Here is a 17,375-nt window from a genome sequence, read left to right as displayed (position 1 = left end):
GTCCATGGAGATAGCATGCTGACCAAGCCTTCAACACGTCTTAACAAATATATAAGCGAGAGCGGTATCTGCTCGCGCCGCGATGCCGATCGTTACATCGAACAAGGCAATGTTTTTATCAATGGCAAGCGCGTGACGCTTGGCGATCAGGTGTTCCCAGGCGACGTCGTCAAGGTCAACGGTCAGCTGATTGAACCGCGTAATGAAGACAATCTGATCTTTATTGCGTTGAACAAGCCAGTCGGTATTGTCAGTACTACGGAAGATGGCGAGAAAGACAATATTGTCGATTTCGTCAATCACAGCACCCGTATTTTCCCGATCGGACGGTTGGATAAAGACTCTCTGGGTCTGATCTTTCTTACCAACCACGGCGATTTGGTGAACAAGATCCTGCGGGCGGGCAACGATCACGAGAAAGAGTATCTGGTCACGGTCAACAAACCGGTAACCGACGACTTTATTCGTGGCCTGGGGGCCGGCGTGCCGATGCTGGGTACGGTGACCAAAAAGTGCAAGGTGAAGAAAGAAGCGCCGTTTGTGTTCCGCATCGTGTTGGTACAGGGGCTTAACCGCCAGATCCGCCGTATGTGTGAGCATTTCGGTTATGAGGTGACCAAACTCGAACGTACTCGCATCATGAATGTGAGCATGGCCGGGTTGCCGCCGGGTGAATGGCGTGATTTGACAGACGACGAACTGGTCGAGCTGTTTAAATCCATTGAAGGCTCCTCCTCAGAAGCCAAGCCGGCGAAAAAAGCTAAACCTGCAGCGAAAAAACCGATGGGAAGCGCACCGAAAAGTGCTGAAAAATCCAGCGCCAATGCACCTGCACGTAAGCGTTTTGCTCAGCCAGGTCGTAAAAAGAAAGGGCGTTAAGCCCTCAGCTATCCCGTTAGCTTAAAGGACGATGGATACAGTGTGAATGCTGGTGGGGCGCGTTATGCGTCCCACCTTTTTTATGCCCGCTTTACCTCACGCGTCATCAACATCCGACTGAACAGCACGCCGCCCGCCAGCAGTGTCACCAATTGTGAAACGATCAGCACCGCAAACCCCGACGAGACCTTGCCCTGACTGGCCATCACCATACCCATGATCATCGGCACAAACGCCGAGAACATATTGCCGATGCCGTTAATCAGCCCATAGGCGCTGCCCACGGCCTGCGGCTGCGCATAATGCTGTAACAGAGTTGGGATCGCGGCCCCCTGAGCACCCCAACAGGCATTGGCCGCCAGCAGGAAAAAGGCGATCCAGCCGAGTTGTTCGCTATGCATCACGCCATAGATGCACAACGCAGTGGCTGCTCCGCCAAAAGCGAAGATCAACGGTGCCTGATAAGGGCGGATGCGATCGAGCAGCACGCCGCCGAGATATTTCGAGGCAATACTGACGATAAACGGCAGCGAGGCCATCCAGCCCATTTGTTTGATGGAAAAGCCTTTCTCGTCGGTCAGGTACGCGGGTAACCAGGAACTGGATCCCCACAGGTAGCTGAGGGTGGCAATCTCGATCAGCATGATCCAGCCAAGCATCGGCGTATGCCAGGCCACAGCAAACGTCTCCCAGACACGCGTCATGACAGGGCGAGGATCGACGGCACGTGACACCAGTGATGCCGGGTGTATAAACAGCCGTACCAATGCTAACCCGAGCAGCAGATTGATCAGCGCCAGCAGGTAAAAGGAAATGGCCCAGCCGAAGTGCGTCATCAGAAAACTGACCAACGGGAAACCGATCACTAACCCCAGTGAGACACCCAATGTGCTGATTGCATTGGGCTTGCCACGTTCATGGGCGGCAAAATGATCGCCGATATACATGGTTTTCAGCGAGAACAATGGTCCCTCACTGATCCCCAACAGTGCGCGCACTGCAAATAGCAGCAATACCGATCCCGCCAGGGGGGACGCGGCGGTGAGCAGCGCCCACAGGACAATGCTTAGCGTCAACGCACGGCGGTAACCCATCAGTGTTTCCAGGAACGGCGTCAGTAACATGGCGGAAAACCCGTAACCAAGCAAAAACACCGTCATCAACATACCCTGATGCGCGCGGCTCCCCCCGAGCTGGAAGTGTTGCAGGAAGTCCGGGTTAACCAGCATCACGGCGATATTGACCCGATCGGCATAGGCGATGACGATCAGAAACAGTAGGGCTACGACCCCGAACCAGCGTTGACGTTGTTGCACAATGTGCTCCTTTGACGGGCGTTTGATAAATTCAGGCAGCAGAAAACTAACCCGCTGATTTCACAGTGCTGAAAAGCAGGTTTTTGGCTGTCTAAATGTAAATTTTTTGTTAAAAAAAGGTTTTTTAGCCAGTGAGAAAGAACTTTTACTCGCATTGCATCAGCAAGATCAATGTGTTTTTACCGATGAAATCGTGATGTAGTGCACAACCTTCATAGGATTTTCATATCGGTGCATTTTTTCGTGATCTTTCCCGCATTTGTCATGTTTAAACAACTTTCCATTAACAATTGCCGCTTTGTTCTCTTGACGAAAGTTTCACCAGACTTATAGTGAGTGTATTAAATAAGAAACTGAGTTTCATATATGAAACAATCAGATAGAGGACAGAAGCAATGAGCTGGAAGAAAGTGTGTGAAGTGTCTCAGGTGAAAGAAGATTTTCCTTTTTCTGCCAATGTGGAAGGGAAAGAAGTCGGGGTGTATCTGATTGACGGCAATTACTACGCACTGGAAGACGTTTGCCCACATGCTTATGCCTTGCTCAGCCAGGGGTTTGTTGATGACGGTAAGGTCGAATGTCCGTTGCACGAAGCATTGTTCGACGTGCGTACCGGCCAGTGCCTGCGTGAGCCAGGCGGCCGCGATCTGCAAACCTATGCCACCCGGGTGATCGACAATCAAATCCAAATCACCTTTATTGCGGAGGAGTAATCATGCAGCACATCACCGATTTCAATCCCTGGCTGCCGGACACCCAACAGGTGATCCCAGCGCGTGAAGGCGGCAACGGCCAGATCCATCAGCCAGGCCATTTCCAGAACGTGATCTGGCAAAACCGGGCCCGAGTGCCGGACGGTTTTGAGACAGCATTAGTCGCTGCGCTGGAAGAGATTTTCGAGCAGGGCGCGGAAGAACTGGAACAGATTGTCAGTGCGCTCAATCAACGGCGCCTGTTCGATCGCAATGGCCAGCCTTGGAATGAGACGGCGTTCCGCGAATTCCTTCACGTTAACGGTTTCTGAGCAGCACCCGGGAGAAGACAATGACAGCAAACACAACATCCTCCGCACAGACCTTACAGGATTATCTCGATCAGGGGCTGCGTGGCATGTGGTATCCGGTGCTGGCCAGTTGGGAAATCGGCAATAACCCGGTAGGCATTACTCGTCTGGAACAACAGATCGTGGTGTGGCGTGACGGAGAAGGTGCGATCCACGCTTTGGAAGATCGCTGCCCGCATCGCGGAGCGCGGCTTTCCATGGGCTGGAACCTGGGTGATCGTATCGCCTGTTGGTATCACGGCGTTGAAGTCGGCGGTGATGGTACGGTTAAAGACGTGCCGGCGGTCGACCGTTGCCCGCTGGTGGGGCAAAAATGCCTGCGTTCTTATCCGGCCAAAGAAGCCTACGGTGCGGTATTCCTCTATTTCGGCGTGACCGCAGATGAAGAACCGGCCGAACTGACCTTCCCGCCGGAACTGGCAGACGAAGCGTCTTACAGCAACTTCTTGTGTACAGCCAGTTGGGACTGCAATTACCAGTATGCGTTGGAAAACGTGATGGATCCAATGCACGGCACCTACCTGCACTCCTCTTCACACTCAATGGCAGAAGGAGATCGCAAGGCGGATATGGCACTGGAGCCGACCGACAGCGGTTTCATCTTTAAGAAGAATGGCCAGATCGGCGTGAACTTTGACTGGGTAGAGTTCGGCAGCAGCGGGGCTTACTGGATGCGCCTGTCGATCCCATACAAAAAACGTTTTGGACCGGGCGGCCACTTCTGGATCATCGGCATGGTGGTCCCGGAAGATAAGGATCACTGCCGGGTGTTCTTCTGGCGGATCCGTAAGGTGAAAGACTGGCAGCGTGACATGTGGCGCTTTATGTACCGCAACCGCCTGGAATCCTTGCACTGGGACGTATTGGAACAGGATCGTATCGTGCTGGAAAACATGGCACCGAACGCGCGTGGTCGTGAATATCTGTACCAGCATGACGTTGGGCTGTCTCGTCTGCGCCGTATGATGCAAAAAGAAGCACAGAAACAACTGTCGCGTCTTAACGAACAGGAGGCGGCGCAGTGAATGGCCTACTGACAGGTAAACGCATTGTCGTGACCGGCGCGGCTCGCGGTTTGGGGCGTAGTTTCGCTACTGCGGTCGCCGATGCCGGTGCCAACGTGGTGATGTGCGATATTTTGGCCGATGAACTGACAGACAGTGCAGCCAGTCTGCGTGAGCGGGGCGCACAGGTTGAATCTCATGTGATCGATCTAGCCGATCCAGCGTCGATTCATGCAGTGTTTAACGCCATCGCTGAAGGTGGCGCGATCGACGGGTTAGTGAACAACGCGGCGTTGGCTACCGGCGTCGGTGGCAAAACCATGATGGAATACGACATTGATCTGTGGGATCGGGTAATGCAGGTTAATGTGCGCGGCACCTGGCTGGTGAGCCAGGCCGCGGTGCCATTGCTGGCACAAACCCCGCATGCCAAGATCGTTAACGTGGCTTCGGATACCGCGCTGTGGGGCGCACCGCGCTTAATGGCCTATGTGGCCAGCAAAGGGGCGATTATCTCGATGACCCGCTCGATGGCGCGTGAGTTGGGCCCGCAGGGGATTTGCGTGAATGCCATTGCTCCGGGCCTGACGCGGGTGGAGGCCACGGAATACGTGCCTGCCGAGCGTCATCAGCTGTACGAGCAGGGCCGGGCATTGACCGGGGCGCAGCACCCTGACGACGTCAATGGCACGGTGCTCTACCTGCTGTCACCGCTGGCGAACTTTGTGACTGGCCAGCTGTTGCCGGTTAACGGCGGTTTCGTTTTTAACTAATCTACCTTTTAGCCAGGAGCAGCACATGGCGGACGACCAAGGGTGTAAATATCTGATCCCAGGACTGGATCGCGGATTGCAACTGTTGCTGGCCTTTGGCGAGCAACATAAGGAAATGACATTTGCCCAATTGCATCGCTTGGTCGATATGCCAAAAGCGACCGCCTATCGCGTAGTGCAAACGTTGGAGCACCTGGGCTTTCTTGAACGTAACCCACGTACCAACACTTTTTCTTTGGGTATCAAGGTGCTGCGTCTCGGCTTTGAATATATCGCTTCGCTGGATGTGGCGCAGGCTGGTCAGCCGGTAATAGAACAACTGCGCGATCGCAGCCAGTGCAGCAGTCATCTGGCGATCCGTGATGAGCGTGACGTGATCTACATTGCTCGTGTCAGCGCCGCAGGTTCGCAAATCAACCAGGTCAGCGTCGGAACTCGCTTGCCGGTACACCAAACCTCGCTTGGCCGCATGTTGTTGACCAGTGCCACCCGTGAGGAATTTGAACTGCTTTACCCGCAGGAACAACTGCCGGGGAGCGGTCCGGGCACCCCGGCGGATCGTGAAACCTTGTGGCAGATGGTGCAGCAGGATAAGGCGCGTGGCTATGTTATCGGCGAGTCATTTTTCCGCCACGGCATCTCCTCGATCGTCTATCCGATCTTCAACCGCGAGCAACGGGTTGAGGCCGTGATCAGCATTATGGTGCCGTCCGATGAGATCCCAAAAGCGGATCGCGAGCGGCTACGCATGGAGGTGCGGGACGCCGCGGTGAAAATCTCCGGCTTCCTGGGCGCACCGCCGCAGGCTAACGTCGGTTAACTGATTTTCATAGGGGCGCCGCAAGCTACGCCCGCATTACTCGGGACGAAGATAGTCGTCCCCTACCAATGACTCAGGCAGGGATAAGGCTCATGACAATCATGGGCCGGGGTTCGATCATGCCTGAAAACTGCATTCAGCGAGAACGTGAGGCACAATTAATGAGCGTAATCGGAATCGAAAAACTGGAGTTTGGCGTCGAAAATCTGCCAACGTGCGAGAAATTCATGCAGGACTTCGGTCTGCAGGCCGCGCAACAGCATTGGGGCGAAACCCAGCGCGAATTCACTACCCTGAGCGGGGCGCGCGTGGTACTGCATCCGTTGCAGAGCGAAGCGTTACCGACAGCGTTCGAGAGTGGTTCTACCTTGCGTCGTATGACCTGGGGCGTTAACAGTCCGGCCGAGTTGGCGGCGTTGCAGCCATTGTTGGCGCAGATGCCAGGTTTCCGCCTGGTGGGTGAAGAGCTGGAGTGCCTCGATCCAAACGGCATGACGTTGCGCTTTAGCGTTAGCCAGCAGCGCGATGTTGATTTACCTGTGTCACCGATCAACCAGTGGGGCGATGTGCGCCGTATTGATCAGCCGAGTCCGGTGTATGCCCAGGCGCAACCTATCAACATCGGTCATGTGGTGTTCTTTGTCGATGATCTGGCGGCGACTGAACGTTTCTATCGCGAGGTGTTGGGGTTCCAGGTATCGGACCGTTATATCGATCGTGCGGTATTCCTGCGCACTCAGGCACGCGGCGGCCATCACAATCTGTTCTTGCTGAAATTGCCTAATCGCCCACGCGGCCTGAATCACGTAGCCTTTACCGTACGCGACATCCACGAAGTGATCGGTGGCGGTATTGCCATGAACAAAGAGAAGTGGAGCACCTTCATTGGTCCTGGGCGCCATCCCATTTCCTCAGCCTACTTTTGGTACGTCAACAGCCCGACCGGCGGTGCGTTTGAGTACTACACCAACGACGATTACCTGACTGAAAACTGGCAACCGCGTGAGCTGGAACACTCACTGGTGTCGTTCACCGAGTGGGCTGTGGAAGGTGGTATCGACCATGACACGCGCCGCCAGCAGAAAAAAACGGAGGCGTTATGAGCCAGCCAGAACCGGCAGGCATCGTGATCATCGGTGGTGGTCAGGCTGGTGGCTGGGCGGCGAAAACGCTGCGTGACCGCGGCTATGCAGGCCGTTTGACGGTGGTCAGCGATGAACCCTATGACTTTTATGAAAGACCACCGCTTTCTAAAGCGGCATTGCTGGACGGTAATGCGCCGCTCAGCCGTTTGTTCAGCGAACAGGTGGTTGCCGGGTTGAACATCGATTGGTGTCGCCCGTTGCGTGCTGAATCTATTGATGCACAACAGCAAATCGTCCACCTCAGTGATGGCCGGCAATTGCAGTTTGATCAACTGCTGATTGCTACCGGTGGGCGACCGCGTGTTCCGGACGCCCGCTGGGCTGACCATCCACGAGTGATGACGCTGCGCTCCTGGGATGATGCGGCGAAGCTACGCCAGGCATTACAGGATTGTCGCAAGTTGGCGATTGTCGGCGGTGGGTGGATCGGCCTGGAAATTGCCGCGTCGGCACGACGCCTCGGGGCTGAGGTGACGGTGTTTGAGCGCCAGCCTGCGTTGTGCATGCGCAGCGTGGGTGCGGACGTCTCCCAGGCGTTGCTCGAACTGCATCAGCAGCAGGGCGTAACGGTGCATTGCGGCTGCGGTGAGATCCAACTAAACGATCGTAACGGCAGCGCCTGGATCGGCAGTGACAGCAGCGATCCTCAGCCGTTTGATCTGGTGGTGGTGGGGATCGGCGTGGAGTTGAACCTGGAGCTGGCGCAGGGTGCCGGGTTAAAGGTTGATGCCGGTATCGTGGTTGACGGCCAGGGGCGCACCAGCCACCCAGCGATCTTCGCCGCTGGTGACGTAGCGCGCCACCCGACGCTGGGTCTGTGCCTTCAATCCTGGGCCTATGCGCAGAATCAGGCGATCAGCACCGCCTGCGCAATGCTGGATGCCTTTGCCTCACCTTACGATGACGTGGCCTGGCTTTGGTCGGATCAATACGACGCGAATATCCAGATCCTCGGCATACCGACCGGCGGCGTGCATCACGTGGTGCGACGCACACCACAGTCGCAGGTGTTCTTCACGCTGAATGCCGACCGGCAGTTGGTGCAGATGGTGGCGTTCAACGACGCACGCACCATCAAGCTGGGTAAGCGCTGGCTGGCCAGTGGGCGAGTGTTGGAACCGCAGCAGTTGGCGGACGCAGAGTTTTCTTTAATGGCGTTGAAATAACGCCCGTAACCTCGGGAGCGTTTCATGACTACGCAAGATATTGACGCCCGCGCTGGACGGGTGGGGGAAGCCGTTGCCGAAAATCCGCAGCAGCGGGTTCGCTGGTCGGTGCCAATCGCGCTGTTTGCCTGTGTGTTGCTGGCGTTTTTCGACAAGATCAGCATCGCGGCGCTGTTTTCCGATAGCGAATTCCAGCAGGCCTTGGGCATCAGTTTTGACCCGGCGCGACTGGGCTTGCTGATGAGCGCATTTTTGTTCTCGTATGGCATTTCTTCGATGCTGCTCAGCGGTATTGGCGACCGGTTGAACCCAGTAAAAGTGCTGATCGGCATGATGGTGGTGTGGGGCGTATTGATGGTGCTGATGGGCATGGCCCGTTCTTATCACACCATGATGACATTACGCATTTTGCTCGGCATTGCCGAAGGTCCGTTGTTGCCGATGGCCTATGCCATTATCCGCCAGGCCTTCCCGCAGCGGCTGCAAGCACGCGCCACCATGCTGTGGCTGCTTGGTACACCGTTGGGGGCGGCGCTCGGATTCCCGGTCACGCTGTATATCCTCAACACCTTTGACTGGCAGACCACCTTCTTCTTTATGGCATTCCTGACACTGCCGGTCATGTTGCTGGTGCTGTTTGGCATGCGTCATCTCAACGTATCACGTCCGGCAGCGGCCACGGTTTCAAAACCGGCAATCGCCGAACGTAAACAGCATCGCTATGAACTGTTGCGCAGCCCGCATTTTTGGATGATTTGCCTGTTTAACATCGCTTTCCTGACCTATCTGTGGGGCATGAATGGCTGGTTGCCCAGCTACCTGATCAAGGGCAAAGGCATTCACCTGGAACACGCCGGGTACCTGTCATCGCTGCCATTCATTGCGATGCTGCTCGGCGAAGTGCTCGGTGCCTGGCTGTCAGACAAGTTGGATCGCCGTGCGCTGGCCTGCTTTATCTCGCTGTGCGGTGCCGGGCTGGGGTTGGCCGTGGTGCTGCATATGCAGGGCACTTACAGCGTGATCGCCGCCATGGCTTTCAGCACCTTTATGTGGGGTGCCGGCGCACCGAACATCTTTGCCCTGCTGGCGAAAGCCACCAGTAGCAAGGTCAGCGCCACCGCAGGCGGTATTTTTAACGGATTAGGCAATTTTGCCGGTGCGTTGGCACCGGTGCTGATGGGGGCGCTGATCGCCGCCACCGGCAACATGGATAACGGTTTGCTGTTCCTGGTGGTGATGGCCTTTATCGGCTGCATCATTCTGCTGCCGTTGCTGAAGAAATATTGATATCCCATTGATCAACGAGGAGTAACAACATGTCCCAGGTTGAGAAACCAGCCGGCGTTAAGCCGCAAGATCAGTCGATAGATAATTGGGTGGAATCACGTATCGCCCGTTTTGAAGGCCGTAAATATGACTGGAATGCCCTGAAGTTTCAGGCTGACTACGACCCGAAATACCGCCGTGCGCAGATGCGCTATATCGGCACCGGTGCCACTGGCGTGGTGAACGACACCAATACCATTCCGGCGGGTAACTTTACGTTTTCTACCATGGTGTTGCCGTCTAAATGCGAAGGTCCATTGCACCTGCATGACGACGTGGAAGAAGTGTTCTTTATGCTGAAAGGCAGCATCACGCTGATGATTCAGGACGGCACGGAGTATTACGAAACCAAGCTGAAAGAGCGCGATTTGATCTCGGTTCCGGCCGGTGTTTACCGTGGGTTGTTCAACCACGGCGAGGAAGAGGCGTTGATGTGCGTGATGCTTGGTACTGCCAAACCGGAAACCCCGACCTACCCGGCAGATCACCCATTATCTAAAGTGAAACGCAACTGATGAACGGCCTGGCGCAACGTCAACAGGCGCGCTGTGGGGATTACACCCTGAGCTGGCGCGAAGCGGGGCACGGCCGACCGGTGGTGCTACTGCACGGTATTAGCTCCGGTTCGGCCTCATGGATCAAGCAGTTCAACGATCATGAATTAGCCGATGGTCACCGCCTACTGGCCTGGGATGCCCCGGGCTATGGTGGCAGTTTACCGCTGACGGTGAGCCAGCCGGATGCTACTGCGTATGCCGCTGCGTTGGCAGCGCTGGTGGCTGAGTTGCAGTTGGATCAACCGTTGATCGTTGGTCACTCACTCGGTGCGTTAATCGGCAGTGCCTATGCTGCCGGTTATCCCGATGGCTTGTGCGGACTGGTACTGGCGGATCCGGCTCAGGGCTATGCCAGTGCACCGGAAGAAAAGCGCCAACAGGTTTACGGTCAGCGTAAGCAAATGATCGAAACCTTGGGGCCGCAAGGTTATGGCGAACAACGGGCAGCTGCGCTGCTGTGTGATAACGCGGAGCCGCAGGATATCGCCTGGATCCGCCACGGCATGCAGCAGTTGGATCCTGACGGTTTTCTTAATGCCGCCTGGATGCTGGCTAACGATGAGATCAGCCATTATCTGGCGCATTACCGCGGCCCGTTGCAGGTGTGGTGCGGTGACTGCGATCGGATCACGCCACCGGCGGCGGCGACAACATTGGCGCAGCAGCAAGATGCACCTCTGCGTCTGATCGAGGGGGCGGGACACGCCAGTTATCTCGATGCGCCGGTGCAATTTAACCGCTATCTGCAGGACTTTACGGGAGCAATCCAACCATGAATTTTCAGCTTGATAAACGTGTCGCTGTCGTTACGGGCGGTTCGTCGGGCATCGGTTTTGAAACCTTGCGTCTGCTGCTGGCGGAAGGGGCAAAGGTGGCATTTTGCGGCCGCGATTCGGACAAGTTAGCCGGTGCTGAAACCAGCCTGCGTAATGAGTTCCCGCACGCGGAGATCCTGGCGCTGCGCTGTGACGTGTTGGACGAGTCGCAGGTGACACAGTTTGCTGCTCAAGTGATGGCGCACTTTGGCGCAGTGGATGTGTTGATTAACAACGCGGGGCAGGGGTTTGTCGCGCACTTTGACCAAACGCCACGTGCCGCCTGGTTACATGAGGCGGAGCTAAAGCTGTTCGGCGTCATCAACCCGGTACAGGCATTTCTGCCGGCGCTGGAACATTCGGATATTGCGTCGATTACTTGCGTGAACTCGCTACTGGCACTGCAGCCAGAAGAACACATGATCGCCACTTCGGCGGCGCGTGCAGCCTTGCTAAACATGACGCTAACGCTGTCGAAAGAGCTGGTGGATAAGGGGATCCGCGTTAACTCAATCCTGTTGGGCATGGTGGAGTCCGGCCAGTGGCGTCGCCGTTTCGCCGAACGCAGTGATAAGGATCAAAGCTGGGAACAGTGGACGGCAGCGATTGCAGAACGACGCGGCATCCCGATGAAACGTCTTGGCAAACCGCAGGAGCCCGCGCAGGCGCTGCTGTTTTTGGCCTCACCTCTGGCGTCCTTTACTACCGGTGCGGCGCTTGACGTCTCCGGTGGCTTTAACCGCCATCTTTAATCGCAAGGGCTGAAAAGATGAAGAAGATCATGATGATTGGCTACGGCGCAATGGCCAGAGAAGTGCTTTCCCGCCTGCCGGACGGGGTGAGCGTGGGCTGGATCGTGGCGCGTGCGGCTCATCATGCGGCAATCGACAGTGCCTTCGGGGGGCAGGTGCAGGCGCTAACCCATCCGGATCAGTGTACTGAGCAACCGGATCTGGTGCTGGAGTGCGCCAGTCAGCAGGCGGTAGCCGAATTTGGTGAGGCTGTGGTGACGCGTGGTTGGCCGTTGGCGGTGATCTCCACCGGTGCGCTGGCGGATGCGGCGCTGCAACAGCGGTTGCAGCAGGCTTGTCGGCAACATCAGGGGCAGCTCATTGTGCTGTCCGGTGCCATAGCAGGCATGGATGGGTTGGCATCAGCGCGTGAAGGCGGGCTGGACAGCGTCACCTATCAGGCCTGTAAAAGTCCGGCGAGCTGGCGCGGCAGCATGGCAGAGCAATTGATTGATCTCGATGCCGTGAGCGAAGCACAGGTATTTTTTGAAGGTTCGGCACGCGAGGCGGCGCGGCTGTTCCCGGCCAATGCCAACGTGGCTGCGACCATCGCGCTCAACGGCTTGGGGATGGACGCCACCCGAGTGCGGCTGCTGGTTGATCCCGCCACCCGACGCAACACCCATCGACTACAGGTGTGCGGTAATTTCGGTGAATTTCAGATTGAGCTGAGCGGCAACCCGTTAGCGAGCAATCCCAAGACATCAACCCTGGCTGCGTTAAGCGCAGTACAAGCCTGCCGCCGTCTGGTAGACGGTGGTTTTATTGCCTGAACGGCAGGAGCGAGCATGGAAAAGTTAAAGATTTTTGTGGCTGGGTGCTGGCGTGAAGGGCGAGGCGACGAGATGACCTCGGTGTTTCCGGCTGACGGCAGTGTCAATGCACGGTTGTGTGCCGCCAGCATTGACGATGTGAACGACGCAGTGGCCGCCGCCGAACAGGCCTGGCGCGCACCTGAGTGGCGTGGATTAGTACCGCACCAGCGTGCCAATATTCTGTACCGCGTCAGTAATCTGATTATGGCGCAGCAGGAAGAGTTGGCGCAGTTGCAGACCCGCGACAACGGTAAACCGCTGGCGGAAACCCGTGGCTTGGTGGCCAGTGCGGCGGCGACGGCCCGCTATTTTGCTGCTGCCTGTGAGGTGCTGGAGGGCGAACTGCCAACCCAGCGCAGCGCAGAGGTGATGACGTTGAGCCAGTATCAACCGCTAGGGGTGATCGCCGCGATTACGCCGTGGAACTCGCCGATTGCCAGTGAAATGCAAAAGGTGGCCCCAGCATTGGCTGCGGGCAACGCGGTGATTCTCAAACCGGCCGAAGCCACGCCGCTGATGGCGCTAAAACTGGCGGAGTTGTTTGAACAGGCAGGGCTGCCTGCCGGGCTGCTCAGTGTGCTGCCGGGGAAAGGTTCGGTGATTGGTGAAGCGCTGGCCCGCCATCCGTTAGTGAAAAAGATTTCTTTTACCGGTGGCACCAATACCGGTCGCCATCTGGCACATATTGCCGCCGAAAAACTGATCCCCACCTCGCTGGAACTGGGCGGAAAATCGCCAACTATTGTGCTGGAGGACGCCGATCTGGAACAGGCGGCCCGTGGCATCTGCTACGGCATTTTCAGTTCCGCAGGGCAGGCTTGTATCGCCGGGTCGCGTTTGTTTGTGCATCGTTCTCTATACCAGCCGCTGTTGGCGCGCCTGAGCGAACTGGCTGCTGGGCTGCGAGTGGGGAACCCGTTGACACCAGGGGTGCACCTTGGCCCGCTGATTAACGAAAAGCATCGTCAAAGCGTAGCGGATTACGTGGCGCTGGCGCAGCAGGAGGGCGGTCGGATAGTGATTGGTGGCGAGGCCCCGGCAGATCCGATGTTGGCAGGCGGCAGCTATTACCTGCCGACGATTATTGAAGGGTTGAGTAACAGCGCCCGCGCCTGTCAGGAGGAGATTTTTGGCCCGGTGCTGGTGGCGTTGCCGTTTGATGACGAGAAACAGCTCATTGAACAGGCCAATGACTCGGTGTACGGGCTGGCAGCAGGCATCTGGAGCCGTGACTTCCCGCGGGCGATGGCGCTGGCGGATGAATTGGAAACTGGCACGGTGTGGATCAATACCTACAAAACATTCTCCATTTCTACGCCTTTCGGCGGTTTTAAAGAGAGCGGTCTGGGCCGCGAAAAGGGCCTGCACGGCATCAAAGCCTACATGCAGCAAAAAAGCCTGTATCTGGCGCTTAGCCATCAGGCGAATCGCTGGAGCGATTAGTTTTGAGCGACGGTGCGTACCCCTACAACGAACATATAAGAAGGCTGATGATGAGCGAGAAAATAACGGTTGGCGAGGCGATAGCCCGGACTCTGGAACAGTACGAGGTGTCGGCGATGTACGGCATCATTTCGATTCATAATCTGCCGATAGCTGACGCAGTAGGCCAGCGCGGAAACATTCGCTTTGTGCCGGCACGTGGTGAAGCGGGGGCCGTGACTATGGCCGATGCCCACGGCCGTTTCTCTGGTCTTGGCGTGGCCTTGACCAGTACCGGTGCGGGTGCAGGCAATGCGGTCGGTGCAATGATCGAGGCGATGAACGCCAATACGCCGCTGCTGCATATTACCGGTCAGGTGGAAAAAGCCTATCTGGATGCCGATGCCGGGTTCATTCATGAAACGCGGGATCAATTGGGTTTCCTGCGCGCCTGCTCCAAACGCGCGTATCGGGTTAACTCTGCGGAACAGGCCGTGGCAGTGATCCAGCGGGCCATTCTCGACGCGCAGACGGTGCCTTGCGGCCCGGTGGCGGTTGAGATCCCGATCGATATTCAAAGCAGCCTGGTTTCCAGCGCGGTACTGAGCCAGCTGGTGATGCCTGCGCCGCTACCGCCAGCCAGTGACGATGCGGTTGAACGGCTTTATCAGCGGCTGAAACAGGCCAAACGCCCGTTGTTGTGGCTGGGCGGCGGCGCGCTAGCTTGCGGCGAGGCGGTGCGCAAGCTGGCGGATGCGGGTATCGTGGTGATCTCCAGCACCCACGGGCGTGGCATTCTGTCTGATAGCCATCCGCGCAGCCTGCGTGCGTTCCATAATTCACCGAGCATTGAGGCGATCCTGACGCAGTGCGATCTGACGCTGGTGGCCGGTTCACGTCTGCGCAGCAATGAAACTCGTACCTGGACGCTGCCGCTGCCACGTCCATTGGTGCAGATTGATATTGATCCGGCGGCGGCCAACCGTAACTATCTGGCCGACGAACAAATTAATGGCGACTGTGGTGCCTTGCTTAACGCATTGGCAGCCCGAGTTAGCCAAGGTGAGAAGGTCAATGCTGAGTGGGACGCCGAAATCGCCCGCGCGGTGCAGCAGGCGGAAAGCGCGTTGCGCCAACAGTCTGGGGAATATGCCAAATTAAACGACGCCATTGCCGCCGCGTTGCCGCAGGATGGGCTGTTGGTGCGTGATATCACTGTCTCTGGCAGCGTTTGGGGCAGCCGTTTGTTCCGTGCGATTTCGCCTCTGTGTAACATTCATTCGCTGGCTGGCGCGATTGGCATGGGTTTGCCGATGGCGATTGGTACCGCGATCGCTAACCCGCAGCGTAAGGTGGTCGGGTTGGTGGGCGACGGCGGGTTGGCGTTAGGCTTGGGTGAGTTGGCGACCATGGCGCAGGAGCAGGCCAATATCACTTTGCTGATCATGAACGACGGTGGCTACGGCGTGATGCGCGGTATTCAGGATAAATACTTTGCCGGTCGCCAATACTATAACGAACTGCACACCCCTGCTTTTACGCTGGTGGCTGAAGCGATGGGGCTGAAAGCCTGGAAGGTGGACAGCGCGGCGCAGTTCAGTGGTGTGTTGGCGGAAGCGATCAATTATCCGGGGCCGTCGGTGGTGGAGGTGGATATGAACAGTATCGGGCCGTTGACCTTCGCCGGGCCGCCGCAAAAGTCTCTATATTGATGAAGTTAAAAACGCCGGGCACTTGTAGAGACTCTGTTCACTTAAGATGTTTTTTGGTGAGTTAAGCGTTTTTTTCGGTCGATAAATGACTAGATTACCATGAGATTCTTACGCTCCGACCGAGCAAGGGGCCGTAGGCGCGGCCCCTTGCAACCCGCGCCTTTGCCCTATCAGACGGTTGGCTGCGCCAACGGCTCTCACTTATTCACGCCGCATCACGGCCGGCTATGACAGGCGTCCCTGCCTGTCTCGCCTGAAACCGCCGTCCATGGCGGTTTCGCCTATGCGTCGTTCCTGCGTTCGACGTCTTCAAGGGCGCCCAACACCCTGCTCATCTCATCATTTTCACGGCCTTTCATCACGCAACGTCAAACTGAGGGCATATGTTGCCCGGCGGTTACCAATGCGGGTGTTGACCTTGAGCGCGCATCACCGTCTGCTGAGCAAGGTGGCGTTGTCAGGGGCAACCGGCCAGGGAAGGCCGGTTGAGGCGAGACAAACAGGGACGTTTGTCGTAGCCGACCCGTCCGACAACGTAGGTGCAGCGAGGGTATCCGCGCAGCGGACAGAAGGTGTTAAGCGAAGGCGCGGGTGGAGGGGCCGCGCCTTCGGCCCCTCCAATTGCCAGACATTATGGTTACAGAGAAATGGAGGATATTTATGGCAATTCTAGTTGCACTGAACTTGCAGGAACCGAATAAAAAAATGCCAATCAGGCTTAACTGATCAGCATTGTGGCATGTGTTGAGCCCGCTATTTTATTTGCCAGCCGCGATGCGGTCACGAATATGCTGCGCACGTGCTTCGGAAGCAGGATGATCGTCGAACATGCTGCTTTGACGTCCGGCTTCCATTTTCGCCAGTTTCTCAAAGCTGGTGACCAGCCCGTTTGGATCGATACCGCGCTGCTTCATCAGATCGAACGAATAGTCATCCGCTTCACTTTCCTGTTTCTGGGAGAACTGAGCGTTAACCAGTTTTTCGCCCATATCCGCCAGTTGCGACTGCGACAGTGACGCAATGATGCCGCCGGTTGAGGCCGCTGCGGTACGCAACGCCACGGTACCGTAAGCCACCTGCATGGCTTTACGCGTATGGCCCAGCGCCACGTGGCCCATTTCATGGCCCAGTACGCCTTCCACTTCATTGTCGGTCATCATGTCCATCAGCCCGCTGTAAACGCGGATACAGCCATTAGCCATTGCCCAGGCATTCACGTCTTTGGTGACGTAAACTTTGTAGTTAGCTGGCGTGCCGTTGATATTATCCCCCAGTGCCGCTGCAATTTTGTTCAAACGCTTAGTGTAAGTACTGTCGGCTGGCGCGATTTGTGCCTTGCTGTCCATCTCTGCGCAGGATTTATCACTCAGGGTTTTGACGTCGTCATTGCTCAACGTCGCCGCCTGAAATGCTTGCGCGCCAGACTGCATCAACGTATCGGTATTCAGGTTTTGACAGCCGCTTACCAAAGTGGCAATGCTTAATGCAATCAAAGAGGTACGGATTTTCATAACGCTATCTTCCTGTGATAGTAACAAGGGGGGAGTGCCATTTTTAGTTTAGGGAAATCTTGCTGCACGAGACTAGTGTACGATGACAATTGGGAAAATAGTGTTATTCCGAAAAACTGACCAATTGTGCTAATAAGTTGTGAACTCGCTCTCATTTGGTATTAGGGATTGCCGTTTTAATGCTGAGTCTGAGAAAATAGAAAACTTGACTGATTTTTTAATCCGACCTGGAGTAAAACATGTCCTCTCGTAAAGAGCTT

The 17,375-nt window shown here is 56.4% G+C and carries 17 protein-coding genes; 15 read left to right on the top strand and 2 right to left on the bottom strand.

The window, feature by feature from the left end; translation table 11 throughout:
* The first annotated feature begins 15 nt into the window (after nucleotides 1-15).
* Entirely contained in the window at nucleotides 16-879 is an 864-nt protein-coding gene (rluF, locus tag SGBXF1_RS20140; protein WP_186427443.1) for a 23S rRNA pseudouridine(2604) synthase RluF, read from the top strand.
* Between the two features lie 80 nt (nucleotides 880-959).
* Here the strand turns inward: rluF and SGBXF1_RS20135 are convergent, their stop codons facing one another.
* A complete protein-coding gene (locus SGBXF1_RS20135) occupies nucleotides 960-2,195 on the bottom strand; it encodes an MFS transporter (RefSeq protein ID WP_130381984.1) in 1,236 nt (411 codons plus the stop codon).
* Between the two features lie 395 nt (nucleotides 2,196-2,590).
* Between SGBXF1_RS20135 and SGBXF1_RS20130 the strand changes: the two genes are divergently transcribed.
* From SGBXF1_RS20130 to SGBXF1_RS20065, 14 genes are all read left to right on the top strand, one after another.
* Complete coding sequence (locus SGBXF1_RS20130) at nucleotides 2,591-2,908, top strand: non-heme iron oxygenase ferredoxin subunit (protein ID WP_012146671.1); 318 nt, start codon at nucleotides 2,591-2,593, stop codon at nucleotides 2,906-2,908.
* A 2-nt stretch (nucleotides 2,909-2,910) separates the two neighbouring features.
* Entirely contained in the window at nucleotides 2,911-3,219 is a 309-nt protein-coding gene (locus SGBXF1_RS20125; protein WP_037426567.1) for a recombinase-like helix-turn-helix domain-containing protein, read from the top strand.
* Between the two features lie 20 nt (nucleotides 3,220-3,239).
* On the top strand, nucleotides 3,240-4,283 hold the full coding sequence (locus tag SGBXF1_RS20120; RefSeq protein WP_061807942.1) for an aromatic ring-hydroxylating oxygenase subunit alpha: 1,044 nt from the start codon (nucleotides 3,240-3,242) through the stop codon (nucleotides 4,281-4,283).
* The gene (locus SGBXF1_RS20115) at nucleotides 4,280-5,035 is read left to right on the top strand and encodes an SDR family oxidoreductase (RefSeq protein ID WP_186427442.1); all 756 of its coding nucleotides are present in this window, start codon (nucleotides 4,280-4,282) and stop codon (nucleotides 5,033-5,035) included. Before SGBXF1_RS20120 ends, SGBXF1_RS20115 begins: the two co-directional genes overlap by 4 nt.
* Before the next feature lie 25 nt (nucleotides 5,036-5,060).
* Entirely contained in the window at nucleotides 5,061-5,855 is a 795-nt protein-coding gene (locus SGBXF1_RS20110) for an IclR family transcriptional regulator (RefSeq protein ID WP_061807944.1), read from the top strand.
* Between the two features lie 161 nt (nucleotides 5,856-6,016).
* Nucleotides 6,017-6,958: a VOC family protein gene (locus SGBXF1_RS20105; protein WP_186427441.1), complete on the top strand. Its 942-nt coding sequence runs from the start codon at nucleotides 6,017-6,019 to the stop codon at nucleotides 6,956-6,958.
* Nucleotides 6,955-8,166, top strand: coding sequence for an NAD(P)/FAD-dependent oxidoreductase (locus SGBXF1_RS20100; protein ID WP_186427440.1), 1,212 nt, complete (start codon nucleotides 6,955-6,957; stop codon nucleotides 8,164-8,166). The genes SGBXF1_RS20105 and SGBXF1_RS20100 overlap by 4 nt, the downstream gene beginning before the upstream one ends.
* A gap of 24 nt (nucleotides 8,167-8,190) precedes the next feature.
* Nucleotides 8,191-9,453, top strand: a complete 1,263-nt coding sequence (locus tag SGBXF1_RS20095; RefSeq protein WP_037426718.1) for an MFS transporter — start codon at nucleotides 8,191-8,193, stop codon at nucleotides 9,451-9,453.
* Between the two features lie 29 nt (nucleotides 9,454-9,482).
* The gene (locus SGBXF1_RS20090; protein ID WP_037426720.1) at nucleotides 9,483-10,007 is read left to right on the top strand and encodes a cupin domain-containing protein; all 525 of its coding nucleotides are present in this window, start codon (nucleotides 9,483-9,485) and stop codon (nucleotides 10,005-10,007) included.
* On the top strand, nucleotides 10,007-10,825 hold the full coding sequence (locus SGBXF1_RS20085) for an alpha/beta fold hydrolase (RefSeq protein ID WP_186427439.1): 819 nt from the start codon (nucleotides 10,007-10,009) through the stop codon (nucleotides 10,823-10,825). Before SGBXF1_RS20090 ends, SGBXF1_RS20085 begins: the two co-directional genes overlap by 1 nt.
* Complete coding sequence (locus SGBXF1_RS20080) at nucleotides 10,822-11,616, top strand: SDR family oxidoreductase (RefSeq protein WP_186427438.1); 795 nt, start codon at nucleotides 10,822-10,824, stop codon at nucleotides 11,614-11,616. The genes SGBXF1_RS20085 and SGBXF1_RS20080 overlap by 4 nt, the downstream gene beginning before the upstream one ends.
* Before the next feature lie 17 nt (nucleotides 11,617-11,633).
* A complete protein-coding gene (locus tag SGBXF1_RS20075) occupies nucleotides 11,634-12,428 on the top strand; it encodes an aspartate dehydrogenase (RefSeq protein ID WP_186427437.1) in 795 nt (264 codons plus the stop codon).
* A 15-nt stretch (nucleotides 12,429-12,443) separates the two neighbouring features.
* On the top strand, nucleotides 12,444-13,913 hold the full coding sequence (locus tag SGBXF1_RS20070) for an aldehyde dehydrogenase (RefSeq protein ID WP_186427436.1): 1,470 nt from the start codon (nucleotides 12,444-12,446) through the stop codon (nucleotides 13,911-13,913).
* A 50-nt stretch (nucleotides 13,914-13,963) separates the two neighbouring features.
* Complete coding sequence (locus tag SGBXF1_RS20065) at nucleotides 13,964-15,604, top strand: thiamine pyrophosphate-binding protein (RefSeq protein ID WP_186428543.1); 1,641 nt, start codon at nucleotides 13,964-13,966, stop codon at nucleotides 15,602-15,604.
* Between the two features lie 758 nt (nucleotides 15,605-16,362).
* Here the strand turns inward: SGBXF1_RS20065 and loiP are convergent.
* Nucleotides 16,363-17,115 (bottom strand): metalloprotease LoiP, encoded by a 753-nt coding sequence (loiP, locus tag SGBXF1_RS20060; protein WP_061807950.1) that lies wholly within the window; start codon nucleotides 17,113-17,115, stop codon nucleotides 16,363-16,365.
* Nucleotides 17,116-17,375 lie beyond the last annotated feature (260 nt).

The sequence above is a fragment of the Serratia grimesii genome, from assembly GCF_900186025.1.
GTDB classification, from domain to species: domain Bacteria; phylum Pseudomonadota; class Gammaproteobacteria; order Enterobacterales; family Enterobacteriaceae; genus Serratia; species Serratia grimesii.
The sequence above is the reverse complement of the archived record's forward strand: the minus strand, read 5'-3'. Positions and strand labels throughout refer to the sequence as shown.